This is a genomic window from Salidesulfovibrio onnuriiensis (genome assembly GCF_008001235.1).
Lineage (GTDB): Bacteria > Desulfobacterota > Desulfovibrionia > Desulfovibrionales > Desulfovibrionaceae > Pseudodesulfovibrio > Pseudodesulfovibrio onnuriiensis.
Window position 1 is genome coordinate 295,118 of sequence record NZ_CP040751.1, and the last position, 16,234, is coordinate 311,351.

Genomic DNA, 16,234 nt, shown 5'->3' on the forward strand with positions numbered 1-16,234 from the left:
TTATCCGATGGTCTGGTTCAAGAGTTCCAGCATGGCGCACACGCGATGGTCGTAGGTGTGCTCGGCCAGCACCCGCTTGCGGGCGGCGGCCGCCACCCGTTGCCGGGCCTCGGCGTCGTTCAGGTATTTATCCATGAGCGCCGGGATTTCATCCATATCTTTATAGAAGACGACCTCCCTGCCCGGTTCGAACAGGTCCTCGATCTGGTCGCGGTGGTCCGTGAGCAGGAATGCGCCGCAGCAGGGCACGTCGAAGACGCGCTGGTTGCACGCGCCCTTCATCTGCTTGCTGGTGCAGTTGAAATTGATGTCGCTGGCCAGGTAGAAATCGGGCAGTTCGTCGTAATAGGCCAGCTCCCTGTGGTAGCGCCAACCCTTGACGCGCTTGAACAGCTCGGTCCAGCCGTCGTCGCCCACCAGGAGCGGTTCATAGGGCATGATGCGCATGATGCACTCGCGGCGGTACAGACAGGTGGCCAGCCAGGTCAGGTAGGTCTCAAAGGCCAGGGCGCGCTCGCGCGGCAGCCGGTCCATGTCCGAAAGCACCTGCGGCCATTCCCGGCGCATGTATTCACGCACGGTGTGGTCCTCGGCCTCCACGAATCCCTCGGCGATGTCGAAGCCCTTTTCCACCATAAGAAAGGAAGGCCGGGCGGCCACGAAACGCAGCTCGGTCTTCTTCTTCATGGAATTGCCCACAAAGGAGACCCGCGCCCTAAGCGCGTCGTCCACCGGGCGTCCCTCGGGCCGGAAGCGGTGCGGGTCCGTGCCTAGGGGCAGGTGATGCACGGCCTCGAAGCCCCGGTCCGCCAGGCTTTCCACGGTGTCCGCGTCCCAGGTAAAAAGAATTGTACGCCCGGCGTCCAGGTTGTTGTAGGCGTCCAGGATCAGGTGCGGATTGTCCACGAACCAGCTGGCCAGCGGCACCTTGAGCTGGTTCAGGATGGACATGAGCACGCCCTCCCGGTCCACGCCCAGGTGGTTGACCGTAAGCACCACGTCCGGCTTGAACTCGGCCAGGGTTGTGGTCATGAGCTCCACGAACTGCTGCAGGTCCATCTCCTTGGCGGCCAGGTCGAGCAGCCGGTGCGGCACGCCCAGGCGCTCCATGGCGGCCACGAGCTCGCCCATGATGAAGTATTGGCTGGTCAGCAGCAGGACGCGCGGCATTTTCCCGCGAAACTTCGGCTGGTTGGGTACGATGTTCTGATCCATAGTTCAGAGATGTACCCGTGCTGCGGCGCTCTGTCCAGAAAAGCGCGGGGGAAGCTGAAGGAAAAGTACCGTGCCCTCCGGGCAACAGGGGCAGCAAATCACCTGACTTTGTTCGAGAACCATTTTGAGGAGAGGGGGTCGAGTGCCAGAAACGAAAAAACACAGGACATTAGCCCAGGTTGGTGAGGCGCCGCGCTGGCAAGGCGCAAAAAAAGATCAAGACCGAAGCGTATTCCTCATACGTGAGGGTGTGATCATTTTGCGGCAACGCCGTCAGCGCGGATGCATCGCCAGCCTGAGAAAACGAGAAGGCCCCCGAGGGACCGTCCCTGGGAGCCTTTGATTTCTCGTATTGCAAAAGAAGGATGCTTTTCTATAAGCACCTGCCGTGCCAAACTTTTGCAAACACGCAAATTTATTTTTTAGTCATTTTATTTCAGATACTTATATGGAAACAAAGAAACACTGAACGACCCATTTCGAACCCGAAACCAGTACAAAATATTTTACATCGCCGGGGAGCGCCCCGCCTCGGACCAAAATTTTAAACCACGGAAAGATCGTCCACGGTCAGGGCGTCGTCGCCCTCCAGGGAGACCTCGGCAATGAGGGTCTCGTCCCCGGCCGTACTCAGGTCCGGGTCGTAATAGAGATGGCCGAACCAGCCGCCCGTATCCTCCCAGACAAAGCCGTCGCCCTCCAGGCCCAGCGATCCGGAATAGGGCTGGGAAACGTCGTACAGGACATGGGAGCCGAACTCGAACTCGAAGTGGTCCTCCCCGTGGGTGAAGCTGTAGACCGTATCCCCGGCCTCGGAAAGGCTGTCGTAATGGTAGGTGTCCTGGCCGTCGCCGCCGTAAAGGACGTCCGAACCGTTACCGCCGTACAGGCCGTCGTCACCGCTATCCCCGAAAAGATAGTCCGTGCCGTTGCCGCCCTCCAGGGTGTCGTCGCCGTCGCCCCCGAACAGGTAGTCGTCCCCCTTGTCGCCGAAAAGGGCGTCACGCCCCGCGCCGCCGTAAAGCATGTCGCTGTCCTGGCCGCCGTGCAGGGTGTCATCCCCATCCTCGCCGTAAAGAAAATCGTTCCCCGCATTGCCCTGGAGGAAATCGTCGCCGCCACGGCCATGCAGTTCGTCGCTGCCGCCGAGACCGTGCAGATCGTTGGCCCGGTCATCGCCGGTCAGGGTGTCGGCGTGGTCTGAGCCGCGCACATCGGTGACGGCGGCCCCCACCTTCCAGGATTCCCCCTCCGGGCTCAGCCACCAGTATTTCGGCGCTTCCTGTGCTTCCCCCGCGGAAAGATCCACCCGGACGCCGCTGTCGCTCGCGGAATAGTCCAGTTCGGAAACCGGGGAAAAACGGAGGCAAAGATCGGGGCTGCCCATTCCCTTTCCCAGGGGAGCCTCGGACAGGGAAGCCGAGGACCACAGATCCTGATAATCCTCCTGCCCGCCCTCAAGGGTGTTTTCCGGCGCGGCATCGTGCGCTTCGCCCGGATCCGAGGCGCTTGTCTCCGTATCGCCGGGCTGTTCCACGGGATTGAGCACCAGCTCGCCGCCCTCGCCGACCCCCACCCGGACCTCGTTGTCGTTCTCGTCCGTGAGCACGACCCCGTCCAGGTCCCCGGGCCGCACGTGCTCGAACAGTTCCGCGGCATCCTGCGCGGATTCCAGGGGCATGAAGGGCTGCCAGTCCTGCCCGTCGAAGCGGACAATGCCGAGCATGCCACGCTGCGCATCCAGGGTCAGCACCCCCTTGCTCGGGGCGGGGCCCGCAATGCTCACCACGCTGAGAAAGGAATGGTCGCCCAGGCCGGGCCAGGAAAGGTTCTGCGCCCCCAGGGAGGCGTGATCGTTCTGGATGAGAGTGAGTTCGCGGCTGTCCCGGATGAGGATGTCGTTGTCCCCGTCGCCGTCCAGGTCTTCCACGGAGATGGCCCGGGGGCTGTGCAGGACGATGCCCAGGTTCTTGACCGCCCACTCGCCCTTGTTGAAAAAGACCTTGGCCCCGGAGACATGGCCCACCACGATGTCGTCCACATGGTCGCCGTCCACGTCGCCCACGCCCATGGCCGTGGGCGTGACCTGACTGAACACCTCGTGGGCGAAGAGGCTTTCCGCCTCCCTGCCGAGTTCGTTCTCAATCCAGTACCCGTCGCCGGAGGCCGGGGTCACGACAATATCGAGATCGCCGTCGCCGTCCATGTCCGCAAAGGAAACAACGGGGGCAGATTCTGACGTTTCGGAAGGGGAGGGAGAGTCGTCCGGGTCATCCGGCGAGGAGCTTGCAGAGTCCGCAACTACAGATTCATTGCCAGGGGCTGAGTCGAACCATTTGATATCCAAAGCATTTCTGGGCACATCTACTCCTCGAAAAAAATATGGATTCAAACAGCTGCCGTTGGCATTTACTCAAGATTCGGCACACGGTCAATTATAGAGGGTTGCCATCACGACCGCTTATGAATTCCCTATTTTCCATAAGACATGTTTCCGCGCGAAAACAACCCGCCGAAAACGTGTTTTCCTCCCCCGGGCCGCCCGCATCTCTAATTGTCTGGATTTGAAAACGTTATCGCGGTATGCAGGCATGAAGAGCGTTGACCGGGGGGACTCCTTGAAACGAATATGCTTGCCCATAGCCCTGCTCGTCGCAGCCTGCCTGCTGGCCGTCCCGGCCCCGGCGCGGGCCGCGCACAAGGCACGGGTGGTTCTGCAGTGGTACGCCCAGGCCCAGTTCGCGGGCTTCTACATGGCACAGGAAAAGGGCTATTACGCCCAGCGCGGCCTGGAGGTGAAGATCATCCCCGGCGGCCCGGATGTGGACGTGGCCCAATGGCTGGCCAAGGGCAAGGCCGACTACGGCACCATGTTCCTGACCACGGCCATCGAGCGGCGCGGCGCGGGCATGCCCGTGGTCAACGTGGGCCAGTTCGTGCAGAAATCCGCGCTCATGCTCGTGGCGCGCAAGAACTCGGGCATCGAATCCATCGTCGACCTGGAGGGCATGCGTATCGGCATGTGGGGAAGGCAGTTCCAGCTCCAGCCCCGGGCCCTGTTCAAGCGCCTGGGCATCAACGTGGACATCATCCAGCAGTCCCCCTCCTTCGACCTGTTCCTGCGCGGCGGGCTCGATGCGGTCTCTGCCATGTGGTACAACGAATACCATACGCTCAAGTCCTACGGCCTGGACGACGACGAAATGGTCACCTTCTTCTTCAGCGAGTTGGATCTCAATTTCCCGGAAGACGGGCTCTACTGCCTGGAATCCACCCTGCTCAAGAACCCCGAGGCCACCCGCGCCCTGGTGGAGGCCACGGCCCTGGGCTGGAAATACGCCTTCGAGCACCCGGACGAGACCCTGGAACTGATCATCGGGCGCATGAAGCAGCAGAAGGTGCGCGCCAACCGGGCCCACCAGCGCTGGATGCTGGCCCGCATGAAGGACATCATCCTTCCGGCCGGCAAGGACACGCCCGACACAACCCTGCGACGGGGCGACTATGAACGCACCAAGGCCGCGCTGCTGTCCAACGGGTTCATCTGGCGAGCGCCCTCCTACCAAGACTTCTACAAGGGGCCGTAACCGTGAAGTTCAAAGGACTTTCCCTCAAGATAGCGGCGCTGACCCTGATCTGCACCACCCTGATCCTGGCCTTCATCGTGGGCTACAACTACATGGTCTCCCGCCGGATCATCGTGGAGCTGGCAGAACGGGACGGGGGGCACCTGGCCGAAGCCACGGTGAACCGCATCAACGACGTGCTCAATTCCGTGCAGAAGGTGGCCCAGAGCATCTCCTACTCCCTGGAGGAAGGCGAACTCTCGGACGAGCTCATCAACGACCTCGGCCACCGGGTGCTCTCCAACAACCCGGAGATCTTCGGCACGGCCGTGGCCTTCGAGCCCTACGGCTTCGACCGCACCCGGCTCTACTATTCGCCCTACCACTACCGGTCCGGGAACCGCATCGCCCGCACCAACCTGGGCAGCGCCTCCTACCGCTATTTCTACATGGACTGGTATCAGCTGGCCAAGGAGCTGGAAAAGCCCATCTGGACCGAGCCCTACTTTGACGAGGGCGGCGGCCACGCGCTCATGACCACCTATTCCGTGCCCTTCTACCGCACCAGGGACGGCAAGAAGCACTTTGCGGGCGTGGTCACCGCGGACGTGGACCTGGGCTGGCTCCAGAAGACCCTGGCCGACATCAAGGTGCTGGACACGGGCTTCGTGTTCCTGCTCTCGCGCTACGGCTCGTTCATCAGCCATCCCAACAAGGACCTGGTCATGAACGAGACCATCTTCACCCTGGCCGAGGAAATGAACATGCCCTGGATGCGCGACGTGGGCCGCAAGATGCGCAAGGGGCTTTCCGGCTTCGTGGAGCTGGAGCGGCTCTCCCGAGGCGACAAGGCCTTCCTCTACTACCTGCCCCTGCCCGAGCAGAACTGGTCCTTGGGCGTGGTCTTTCCCAAAAACGAGCTCTTCGCGGACGTGACCGAACTGACCCGGACCATGATCATCATCGCCGGGGCGGGCTTCCTACTCCTGGCCGCGCTGCTCGTCTACCTCTCCCGCTCCATCACCAGCCCCCTGCGCCAACTCACGGGCGCGGCGCACGAGATCGCCTCGGGCAACCTGGACCTGATCCTGCCGAACATAAAGACCAAGGACGAGGTGGGCGACCTGGCCGCCTCCTTCAAGGTCATGAAATACTCGCTCAAGGAATACATCGAGAACCTGACCACCACCACGGCGGTCAAGGAACGCATCGAATCCGAGCTGCGCATCGCCCACGACATCCAGATGGGCCTGCTGCCCAAGCTGTTCCCGGCCTTCCCGGAACGCAGCGAATTCGACATCTACGCCACCATCGAGCCCGCCCGCGAGGTGGGCGGCGACCTCTACGACTTCTTCTTCGTGGACGAACGGTACTTCTGCTTCCTGGTGGGCGATGTCTCGGGCAAGGGCGTGCCCGCGGCCTTCTTCATGGCCGTGACCAAGACCCTGCTCAAGGTGGTGGCCGAGCGCGGCCTGGACCCGGGCGACATACTCACCAAGGTCAACGCCGACCTGGCCGAGGAAAACGAATCCTGCATGTTCGTGACCCTGTTCCTGGCCATCATCGACATCGAGACCGGCGAGCTGCGCTACGCCAATGCCGGGCACAATCCGCCCGTGTACCTGGCCAAAGGCGGCGAGCCCGAATGGCTGCCCTCCCTGCACGAACCCATTGCGGGCGTCATGGAAGGCATGGAATACTCCACCAAGAGCATGACCCTGGCCAAGGACGACATCCTGTTCATCTACACGGACGGGGTGACCGAGGCCATGAACGCGGCCCAGGAGCTCTACTCCGAGGATCGGCTCATGGAACTGCTGGTCAAATGCAACGGGCAGTCGGCCACGGACCTGGTCCTGTCCGTCAACGAATCACTCAAGGCCTTCACCGGTGGCGCCGAGCAGTCGGACGACATCACCATGCTGGCCATGCAATTTTGCGGAAAATGCGACCCCAAGGATTAGCACATGGACATCACGACGGAAAAGAAAGACAAAGGCACCCTGCTCAAAATCTCCGGGCGCATGGACGCCATCACGGCCCCGGAATATGAAAAGGCATTCCTGGAACTGGTGGATCAGGGCGAGCTGCTCGTGGTCAGCGACATGAGCGGCCTCGAATACATCAGCTCGGCCGGGCTGCGCAGCATCCTCACCGCGGCCAAGCGCATCCGCGCCAAGCAGGGCGACGTCCGCTTCTGCGGCCTGACCGGCATGGTGGAGGAGGTCTTCCAGATCTCCGGGTTCATGGGCATGTTCAAGATGTTCTCCTCCGAGGACGAGGCCTTCTCGGCCTGAGCCGCCATGAAGCTGCGCATCCCCGCCACCCTGGAGCGGCTCGAAGAGGCCCGCGCCTTTGTGCAGTCCCACGCCGAGACCCTGGGGGTCTCCCCGGCCGTGGTCCTGAAGCTCGACCTGGTGCTCGAGGAGCTGGTGGTCAATATCGGCTCCTACGCCTACCCCGATTCCGGGGGCGACATGGAGATCAACTGCACCCGCAAGGCCCTCGACGACGGGCGCGAGGTCTTCTGCCTGTCCATGCGCGACTGGGGCGCCCGTTTCGATCCCCTGGAAGCCGCCGCGCCCGACACCGGGGCCGGCCTGGAAGAACGCGGCATCGGCGGCCTGGGCATTTATCTCATCCGCGAAATGGCCGCCCACTGCGAATACATCCGCCACGGCGACATGAACGAATTCACGGTCTGCCTGGCCCTGGATTGATTGGCTTGATCGGGGGAAGGGATAAAAAATTGTACCACCCCCTTTTGGAAAATTTCGAGAACCATTTTAAGGAGAGGGGGCAAGGGAGGCGGCTCCGGGCCGCCCCTCCCTTGCCCCCTCTCCTGCAACCTCTCCCCCAATCCCTCCCTGCCTATTTTTGCCCTGCGTCGACCTTTTGTAATCTCTCTTGTGTCCGCTTGATTTATTAATCCGGGAGCATCGTCGTCCCATCATGCCGGGAACGCATGGATTCGCTTCGCTCATCTCATGGTTCACTTCTGTTGGCCCCCGGAATATTCTGCGAAAGACAGGAACGTCGCAAAACAAACACGAGCCAAGGCAAACTGGCTAAGCCCAAGGAAAATACAGGCCATGAGCTCAGGCTGGCAAGAAGTGGTCGAATGCCAGGAACAAGAAAAACACAGGCCCGACGCGTATTCCCACATACGCGAGGGTCTGTTCCTTTTGCGGCAACACAGCCAGCCCGGATGCATGACCCGCCAGAAAACGAGAAGGCCCCCGAGGGACCGTCCCTGGGAGCCTTTGATTTCTCGTATTGCAAAAGAAGGATGCTTTTCTATAAGCACCTGCCGTGCCAAACTTCAGCAAAACATCAAATTTATTTTTTACTCATTTTATTTCAATAAGTTAGAGAGCAACAAAGAAAGACCGCGCCACCTGTTTCGCACCCGAAAACAGTACAAAATATTTTACGTTGCCGGGGAAGCCCCTGTGCGGGACAAAAAATTTTGACCTGTTTGCAGGGGGGCGAGCGACCCGGTATCGTTTCGAAATCGTGATCAAAATGGTCAAGCGCCAGCCATGACTATCCTATAAGAATACACGAATTCGACTTGCCAATTTTTTAGGAATGTTTACTATCTGCCGATGACCAAAACGACCGACAACAACTGTATCCATATAGAAGGCGCCCGGCACCACAACCTCAAGGACCTGACCCTGGACATCCCCCGCGACCAGCTGGTGGTTGTCTGCGGCCCGTCCGGGTCGGGCAAGTCCACCCTGGCCTTCGACATCGTCTACGCCGAAGGCCAGCGTCGCTACGTGGAATCCCTTTCCGCCTACGCCCGCCAGTTCCTGCCCCAGATGGACAAGCCACAGGTGGACAAGGTGGAGGGCCTTTCCCCGGCGATCTCCCTGGAACAGCAGACCACCTCGCGCAACCCGCGCTCCACCGTGGGGACGGTGACCGAGATCTACGACTTCCTGCGCGTGTTCTTTGCCCGCCTCGGCAAATTCTACTGTCCCGAGTGCGGCAAGCCCATCGAGGCCCAGACCACGGACCAGATCGTGGACGAGGTCATGGCCATGGGCGAGGGCGCGAAGTTCCTGATCCTGGCCCCGCTGGTGGAGCACCAGAAGGGCACGCACAAGGACCTTTTCGCCAGGCTCAAGAAGGAAGGGTTCGTACGCGTGCGCGTGGACGGCCAGGCCCTGCCTCTGGACGAGGTCCCCGAGCTGGAAAAGAACAAGAAGCACACCATCGACCTGGTGGTAGACCGGCTGGTGCTCAAGGACGGCATAAAGAAGCGCGTGGCCGACTCCGTGGAGCTGGCCCTGAAATACGGCGAGGAGCGGATCATCATCTCCGTGGTGGGCGGCGACAACGAAGGCGACCGGCCCATGAGCACGCTCTCCACCTGCCCGTCGTGCAAGATTTCCATGCCGCGCCTGAACCCGCAGCTCTTTTCCTTCAACAGCCCCCAGGGAGCCTGCCCCACCTGCAACGGCATCGGCTCCATGGACTATTTCGAGCCCAACCTGGTGGCCCCCAACCGGGGCCTGTCCCTGAACCAGGGCGGCATCATCCCCTGGAAGAGCGCCTACCGCCAAAAGCAGTACGGCCCGCAGCTCCAGAAACTGGGCAAGGAGCACGGCTTCACCCTGGACACGCCCCTGGACCAGTTCTCGGAAAAGGCCTGGGACGCCCTGTTCCACGGCTGTGACAAGACCGGGTGGTCCGGGGTCATCCCCATCCTGGAATACGGATTCCAGCAGGCCGACGTCTGGGACCACTGGATGACAACCTTCCGCCAGACCCGGCCCTGCCCGGCCTGCGACGGCGCGCGCCTGCGGCCCGAATCCCTGGCCGTGCGCGTGCAGGACAAGAACATCCACGGCTTCGTGTCCATGTCCATCCGCCGCGCCCTGGAATGGCTGGAGGGCCTCACCTTCCAGGGGCACGATAACCTAATTGCCGAGCCCCTGCTCAAGGAGCTGGGCCACCGGCTGAGCTTCATGGTCAACGTGGGCCTGGACTACATCAACCTGGGCCGCAACATGAGCACCCTTTCCGGCGGCGAGGCCCAGCGCATCCGCCTGGCCTCCCAGCTCGGGTCCGGCCTGGTGGGCGTGACCTACGTGCTGGACGAGCCGAGCATCGGCCTGCACCCGCGCGACAACGAGCGGCTCCTGAACACTCTGCGTTCGCTCCAGCAGCGCGGCAACACCGTGCTGGTCGTCGAGCACGACGAGCCCACCATCCGCCACGCGGACCACGTCATCGAGCTGGGCCCCAATTCGGGCATGCTCGGCGGCGAGATCGTGTTCCAGGGCAGCACCGAGCAGCTGCTCAAGTCCGAATCCCTGACCGGCAAGTACCTGCGCGGCGACATGCGCATCGAGATCCCCACGGAGCGGCGCAAGCCCAAGGGAAAGATCACTCTCAGGAACGTGACCACCAACAACCTCAAGGGCGTGGACGTGGACCTGCCGCTGGGCATGCTCACCTGCGTCACGGGCGTTTCCGGCTCGGGCAAGAGCTCGCTGGTGGTGGATTCGCTCTACAAGCACCTGCTGCTGCACATGGGCAACCGGGCAGACAACCCGGGCCGCATCGGCGGCATCGAGGGACTGGAGCAGGTGGAAAAGGTCATCTCCATCGACCAGACGCCCATCGGCCGCACCCCGCGCTCCAACCCGGCCACCTACACCAAGATCTTCGACGAGATCCGCAAGCTGTTCGCCAACTCCAAGGAATCCAAGAAACGCGGCTACCAGCCGGGCCGGTTCAGCTTCAACGTCAAGGGCGGCCGCTGCGAGGCCTGCAAGGGCGACGGCCAGCTCAAGATCGAAATGCACTTCCTGCCGGACGTCTACGTGACCTGCGACACCTGCAAGGGCAGGCGCTACAACGCCCAGACCCTGGAAGTGACCTACAAGGACAAGAATATCGCCGAGGTGCTGGACATGACCGTGCGCCAGGCCCGGGCCTTTTTCGAGCACCACCCCGCGCTCCAGAGGCGGCTGGAGGTGCTGGAGCAGGTGGGCCTGGAATACCTGCACCTGGGCCAGCCCGCCACCACGCTCTCGGGCGGCGAGGCGCAGCGCATCAAGATCAGCCGCGAGCTGGGCAAGCGCAGCCTGCCGGGCGCGCTGTACATCCTGGACGAGCCCACCACCGGCCTGCACATGCACGAGGTGGGCAAGCTCATCCGCGTGCTGCACCAGCTCGTGGACAAGGGAGCCACCGTCATCGTCATCGAGCACAACACCGACGTGATCATGAGCTCGGACCATGTCATCGACCTGGGACCGGGCGGCGGCGAGCACGGCGGCCAAATCGTGGCCTCGGGAACACCGGAGGAGATCATCGCCAACCCCGACTCGGTGACCGGCAAATTCCTCATCTAAAAAGAAGAAAGGGAGCGCAGGACGCTCCCTTTTTCACATTATCTATCAAGTTTTGTTAACGATAACCTCTAAGCCTGCTTGGAAAATATCATATACATCCTTTATCGTGCCTCCCTCCCCAAGAAGCTCGATAAACTCAAAATCTTCGTCTGTTAGCCTAAATATACAAACGCCATGTTCGGCCAACTCTTTCTTTCTTGTCTTTATGCTTTGTATATAAGATACAAGCCCACAATCTTCATTTTCACACTTTAGATGTAAGGCATCCTCTAAAGCACTCAACAAGGTTGTGTAATCGCAGTTTAATGGGTTGCATGGGCTAACTTTGTAGCCATAGCTTTTAGCAGGCTGCATATTATGGAGGGGGTCAAGCAACACTATATTAAAAATAGAATACTCATCCCAAAACCCGACGACACGCCCCAAAGACTGCGACACCTGAAACTGAACAAAGGCGAACTCATCTTGGTTACTACGATACTTAGTAGGAACCCAGTCTAAATCATCAATCTTGACTGGAATATTCTTCTGCCCCCAATTAATTTTGTGATACCTCCAGCCATCTCTCTTTCTAGAATCACATAGAAAACGCTCAATTTCTTCTTCTGATAATTTGTGTAACTTCTCAATTAACGAGACAAACCAAGCAGATTCAGATCTATCAAGCCCGAAATAATCGATTTGTTTCCAATACTTAAAAGAAAAAGTCCATTTTTGGGGAAGCTTGGTACCTTCTGGCGCGGGTGGCCGAGCTATTATGAAAGGCCCTTCTCCATCACTAGGAATAGGGATTTGAAAATCAGTAGGCATTTTAGTGCAAGTTATTTTTCTAACTTAGCTGCATAAAACTGCTGCATAGTGTCCTCTGAAATGTCATTTTCACAACGTTCATGCAGCTCCAGCCTCCCTCGAGCATCTTTCCACGGCAATTCTTGGTGCGTCAAATACTCAAGCTGGTCACCTGTATATTTTGCATAAACATCAAGGACAGCGTCTATGCACTGACGAGCCTTTTCAGGGATACTTTCTGCTTTAAAATCTTTTCTGATATCTTCATGTACGACAGCAGAATAAAGCATTTTGTCGTCTTTAAAGCGATCATAGATTTCACGGTTCACTGGCCCATGAACCCAAGCTTGAAATTTCCCCTCAAACAGTTTCCCTTGACCAAATGCTAAGTGCCATGACTGACAATAGTAGAGTAATTTCTGAAGCTTAAGAACACTCAATCCCACATCATCAGCGGAAAGCTTAGAAATGATATAATCGCAAGCATCATTAATGGTAGTCACATCACACCTCAAACGACTTCTTTTGGCAGCCAATTCCCATCTGTCGGATATTCGCCATCTCAAAAGACTGCAAGCAAAAAATAATCCCAAAAAACATTCGAAATAGTAGGTTACAAGCGATGTTATTCTACGCCTTTCACAGAAAAATACAACACCCTATATTCGGCCATTCCAAACAAAGAACACCCTCCAAGAGGATAAGCATAACCGACTAAAATAAATCAATATATTCAACAAAACTATCAAGGCGGTTGAGAAGGGTTGCGAATACGCGGCGCAAAAAACTCTTCAAGGCTGCTCAGAAAGTGCCAGATACAAGGCGCAAAAAAAGACCAGTCCCGACGTGTATTGAAGCATACACGAGGGGCTGGTCTTTTTGCAGCAACGCCGTAGATGGCGCTTTATCTGCAGCCTTGTTTCACAGCAAAGGGCCAGGCCATGATGCCCCCTTCCATGACCTTCACGTTGTTCCAGCCGTGGGCCTCCAGCGCCCGCTGGGCCTCATACCCGCGCATGGAAATCTTGCAGAAGGCGACGATCTCCGCATCCTTGTCCTGAGGCAGCTTGTCCAGGGACTTGCCCAGCATGCCCAGGGGAATCAGGGTTTCGCCGATATCCAAACGCATCTCCTCGAACTCGCCGGGGGCGCGGACATCCAGGATGAACGGCGCTCCGCCCGCGTCCACGCGCTCCTTGACCTCGGCATTGCGGATGCCGGTCATGCGTCCGGCCATCTTGTTTTCCAGGATATGGGCGGTGGTGATGAAATGGTCGATGGCCAGGGAGAACGGCGGGGCATAGGGCAGGTCGGCCACGCCGATGTCCCGCACCGTGTTGCCGTTCATGACCGCCATGGCCGCCTCGGCCATCTGCCGGTTGACCTCGCCGGGCCCAACGCACTGGAAGCCGAGGACACGGCCGGTCCGGGCGTCCGCCACCATCTTGGAGACAAGCAGCTTCGCGCCCATGAACCCGGGCTTGTCCGGGCTGGCGTTGGTGGCGGTGACCACTTCGTAGCCCTCGGCCAGGGCCTGCCGTTCCGAAAGCCCGGTGGAGCCGGCGCTCAGGTCGAAAACCTTGCAGATGCCGCTGTTGACGGTGCCCGGGAACACGGCCGTGTCGCCCAGGACCATGTTGTCGGCCGCCACACGCGCCTCGAGGTTGGCCAGGTCCCCATAGGGGGCGTGGACTTTCCTGCCGGTGATGCGGTGGGAAATCTCCACGCAGTCGCCCGCCGCGTAAATGGCCGGGTCCGAGGTCCGCATGTGCTCGTCCACGACAATGCCGCCGAATTCGCCGATGTCCAGCCCGGCCTCCCGCGCCAGCCCGGCATTGGGGGTCACCCCGATGGAAACCACGGCCAGGTTGCAGGAGATCACGGAGCCATCCTTGAGCCGTGCGCCGGTCAGCCGGCCGTTCTCGCCCAGGAACTCGGCCACGCCGTTTTCCGTGTGCACGGTGACGCCCTTGGAAACCACGTGCTTTTCCACCAGCTTGGCCATTTCCCAGTCCAGAAACGTGAGCAGCTGGGGCAGCATCTCCACCACGTGCACGTTCATGCCCGACTCGGCCAGGGCCTCGCAGACCTCGATGCCGATGAGCCCGCCGCCCACCACAAGCACGTCCCGGACCTCGCCCGAGTCGCGCAGGGCGCGCAGGGTGTCGGCATCGTGCATGGTGGACAGGGAGCGCACACCGTCCAGGTCCGCCCCCGGGACCGGCGGACGGCGCGGGGATGCGCCCGTGCACAGGATCAGCTTGTCGTAGGAAACCGTGCCCGTCTCCCCGCTAAGGACGTTGACGCAGGCAACGGTCTTGGCACTGCGGTCAATAGCCGTGACCTCGGTGTTCACCCGGGCGTCCACCCGCTTGGCGGCCGCGAAAAAGGCCTCGTTGCGCACCACGCCGGTGGGGGTGCACAGCAACTGGTTGCGGTCGTCGAAACCGCCGCCGATGAAATAGGGATAGCCGCAGGAGGCCATGGACAGTTCCGGGGCCTTTTGCAGCAGGATGACATTGGCGGCGGCGTTGATGCGCTTGGCGCGGGCCGCGGCCTTGGGCCCGGCGGCGGAACCGCCGATGACCACGATGTTCTGTGAACTCATGTATATCTCCTCATTTGCAGGGTGATGATATGCCGTGCGGCCAGCCCGGCCGCGGATGTAAATATGAAGCAGGATACTCTACATCCTGTTCAAGGCAAGGCATTGATCCAGATCAATGACAGCGCATTTTTCGGCAATCCCGCCTCCTCTCCCTTTCTCATTGCCCCAAAGACGAAAATCATTGTATGGGGAATGGAATTCAACCCCTTTGGAGGCCCCATGAAAAGACTGATCGCCCTGTCCGTACTGGCCCTGTTCCTGTTCGCCGCAGCCGGCTGCGGCTCCACCTCCTACAAGGTGGTCACGGCGGACCAGACATACGTAAGCAAGGAAAAACCCGAATACGACAAGACTTCGGAAACCTACACCTTCACCAATGAGGACGGTCACGAGATGACCATCAAGCGCGAGGACATGAAAACCATCGAAAAGGTGAAATAGGAGAGAACGTCATGAAAACGAGACTGCTTGCATTGCTGTTCACGGCCGCTTTTCTCGTGCAAGGCTGCGTGGCGGTGATCCCTCTGGTGGTCGCGGTCATGGACGACGGCGCCACCGTGGTGGCCGAGGTGCCGGTCAGCGCGGAAACGGTATACGCGAAGACCGTGGAGCTGGCCGAGGGCAACGACAAACTGACCATCACCGAGAAGGACGAAGCCAAGCACTATATCCACGTCACGCGCGGCGACGACGAGGCCAGCCTCAAGGCCGTGCCCCTGAGCGCGCACAGGAGCCAGATGATCATCATGACCGACATCGACGGCGAAAACGGGGACGGCAACAAGCAACTGGCCCTGAACGTCGCGAAAACCATCTGCGACAAGCTCGGCGTGGAATATCAGGTGGTGGAGGACTGACAGGCCCCGCAACAAGGCAGATTATAACCAAAATCCCCGGCAGACGCATTTGCCGGGGATTCATTTTCTGGTACCTTCGGTGCATGCTCAGAAAAATCTATGACTGGGTTCGCGGCTGTTTCGGGCCGGAAAACAGGACCCGCAGCAGGGTGGCCGTGGGGCATGAAGCCTTCATCGAGATCGGCGACGTGGTCACGCCCGTGATCCTGCACGACCTGAGCATGAACGGCGCCCTGTGCCGCGGCGCGGACAGCTTCCGCATCGGCCAGCGCTGCACCCTGATCCTGCCCCTGTCCCCGGGCCTGCGCATCGCCATCGAGGGAGAGGTGGTCCGCAACCAGGAGGAAGGCCCGGCCATTCGCTTCACCACCATGGGGCCGGAGAGCTTCACGCACCTCAAGCGCATGGTGGAGCTCAACGCGCCGGACGCGGACGTCATCGAGGACGAACTGCGCGGCCGCTGAGCCCGTTCCGAGCCTCCATCCTTATATACTCAGTCGTTGTCCCGGTTGCGCACGTCGTCGCGCCAGTCGTTGAGCGGCGCGCAACAGCCCACGCCGGAATGCAGGGCCTTCCGGAACTCGCCGCCCCGCTCGGGGTCGAGCATCAGCCGACACAGATATCGCCTGGCATCGTCATCCCAGTAGACTTCGGGACAGCGGCGCATGTAGCCGTGAATTCGGTGGGATTCCATGCACTGGTCCGTCAGGCAGCACCAGCCGCACCCAACACAGAGTTTGCTCATAATCGATTCGGGTCTGCTTGAAACCTGCTGCGGCAATCAGGGTTTCATGGACGGTGACGGAACACCGGGAGGAGGCACCG

The 16,234-nt window shown here is 60.1% G+C and carries 14 protein-coding genes; 8 read left to right on the forward strand and 6 right to left on the reverse strand.

Annotated features, from left to right (window positions below; translation table 11 throughout):
• Positions 1-1,215: a CgeB family protein gene (locus FGL65_RS01375; RefSeq protein WP_147819163.1), complete on the reverse strand. Its 1,215-nt coding sequence runs from the start codon at positions 1,213-1,215 to the stop codon at positions 1-3.
• Between the two features lie 544 nt (positions 1,216-1,759).
• On the reverse strand, positions 1,760-3,421 hold the full coding sequence (locus FGL65_RS01380; protein WP_147819165.1) for a calcium-binding protein: 1,662 nt from the start codon (positions 3,419-3,421) through the stop codon (positions 1,760-1,762).
• A 412-nt stretch (positions 3,422-3,833) separates the two neighbouring features.
• On the opposite strand from FGL65_RS01380, the gene FGL65_RS01385 reads away from it, so the two are divergent.
• The 5 genes from FGL65_RS01385 to uvrA all read left to right on the forward strand — a co-directional run bounded on the left by FGL65_RS01385 (position 3,834) and on the right by uvrA (position 11,155).
• Positions 3,834-4,802, forward strand: a complete 969-nt coding sequence (locus FGL65_RS01385) for an ABC transporter substrate-binding protein (RefSeq protein ID WP_250645544.1) — start codon at positions 3,834-3,836, stop codon at positions 4,800-4,802.
• 2 nt (positions 4,803-4,804) lie between these two features.
• The gene (locus FGL65_RS01390; protein ID WP_147819169.1) at positions 4,805-6,745 is read left to right on the forward strand and encodes a SpoIIE family protein phosphatase; all 1,941 of its coding nucleotides are present in this window, start codon (positions 4,805-4,807) and stop codon (positions 6,743-6,745) included.
• A 3-nt stretch (positions 6,746-6,748) separates the two neighbouring features.
• Positions 6,749-7,078 carry an STAS domain-containing protein gene (locus FGL65_RS01395; protein ID WP_147819171.1) on the forward strand — a complete coding sequence of 110 codons (330 nt, stop codon included), beginning with the start codon at positions 6,749-6,751 and terminating at the stop codon, positions 7,076-7,078.
• 6 nt (positions 7,079-7,084) lie between these two features.
• Positions 7,085-7,501 (forward strand): ATP-binding protein, encoded by a 417-nt coding sequence (locus tag FGL65_RS01400; RefSeq protein ID WP_147819173.1) that lies wholly within the window; start codon positions 7,085-7,087, stop codon positions 7,499-7,501.
• An 888-nt stretch (positions 7,502-8,389) separates the two neighbouring features.
• Positions 8,390-11,155 carry an excinuclease ABC subunit UvrA gene (gene uvrA / locus FGL65_RS01405; protein ID WP_147819175.1) on the forward strand — a complete coding sequence of 922 codons (2,766 nt, stop codon included), beginning with the start codon at positions 8,390-8,392 and terminating at the stop codon, positions 11,153-11,155.
• Between the two features lie 45 nt (positions 11,156-11,200).
• Here the strand turns inward: uvrA and FGL65_RS01410 are convergent, their stop codons facing one another.
• From FGL65_RS01410 to FGL65_RS01420, 3 genes are all read right to left on the reverse strand, one after another.
• Complete coding sequence (locus tag FGL65_RS01410) at positions 11,201-11,965, reverse strand: hypothetical protein (RefSeq protein ID WP_147819177.1); 765 nt, start codon at positions 11,963-11,965, stop codon at positions 11,201-11,203.
• Positions 11,966-11,976: 11 nt separating this feature from the next.
• Positions 11,977-12,447, reverse strand: a complete 471-nt coding sequence (locus tag FGL65_RS01415) for a Panacea domain-containing protein (protein WP_147819179.1) — start codon at positions 12,445-12,447, stop codon at positions 11,977-11,979.
• 401 nt (positions 12,448-12,848) lie between these two features.
• A complete protein-coding gene (locus FGL65_RS01420; protein WP_147819181.1) occupies positions 12,849-14,552 on the reverse strand; it encodes an FAD-dependent oxidoreductase in 1,704 nt (567 codons plus the stop codon).
• A gap of 219 nt (positions 14,553-14,771) precedes the next feature.
• Here FGL65_RS01420 and FGL65_RS18115 point away from each other — a divergent pair, with 219 nt between their 5' ends.
• From FGL65_RS18115 to FGL65_RS01435, 3 genes are all read left to right on the forward strand, one after another.
• Entirely contained in the window at positions 14,772-14,993 is a 222-nt protein-coding gene (locus FGL65_RS18115) for a YgdI/YgdR family lipoprotein (RefSeq protein WP_187170484.1), read from the forward strand.
• Positions 14,994-15,004: 11 nt separating this feature from the next.
• A complete protein-coding gene (locus tag FGL65_RS01430) occupies positions 15,005-15,409 on the forward strand; it encodes a hypothetical protein (protein WP_147819185.1) in 405 nt (134 codons plus the stop codon).
• Between the two features lie 83 nt (positions 15,410-15,492).
• Positions 15,493-15,873 (forward strand): PilZ domain-containing protein, encoded by a 381-nt coding sequence (locus tag FGL65_RS01435; RefSeq protein ID WP_147819187.1) that lies wholly within the window; start codon positions 15,493-15,495, stop codon positions 15,871-15,873.
• A 29-nt stretch (positions 15,874-15,902) separates the two neighbouring features.
• Here FGL65_RS01435 and FGL65_RS01440 read toward each other — a convergent pair whose 3' ends face one another.
• Complete coding sequence (locus FGL65_RS01440; protein WP_147819189.1) at positions 15,903-16,154, reverse strand: hypothetical protein; 252 nt, start codon at positions 16,152-16,154, stop codon at positions 15,903-15,905.
• Between the last annotated feature and the right edge of the window lie 80 nt (positions 16,155-16,234).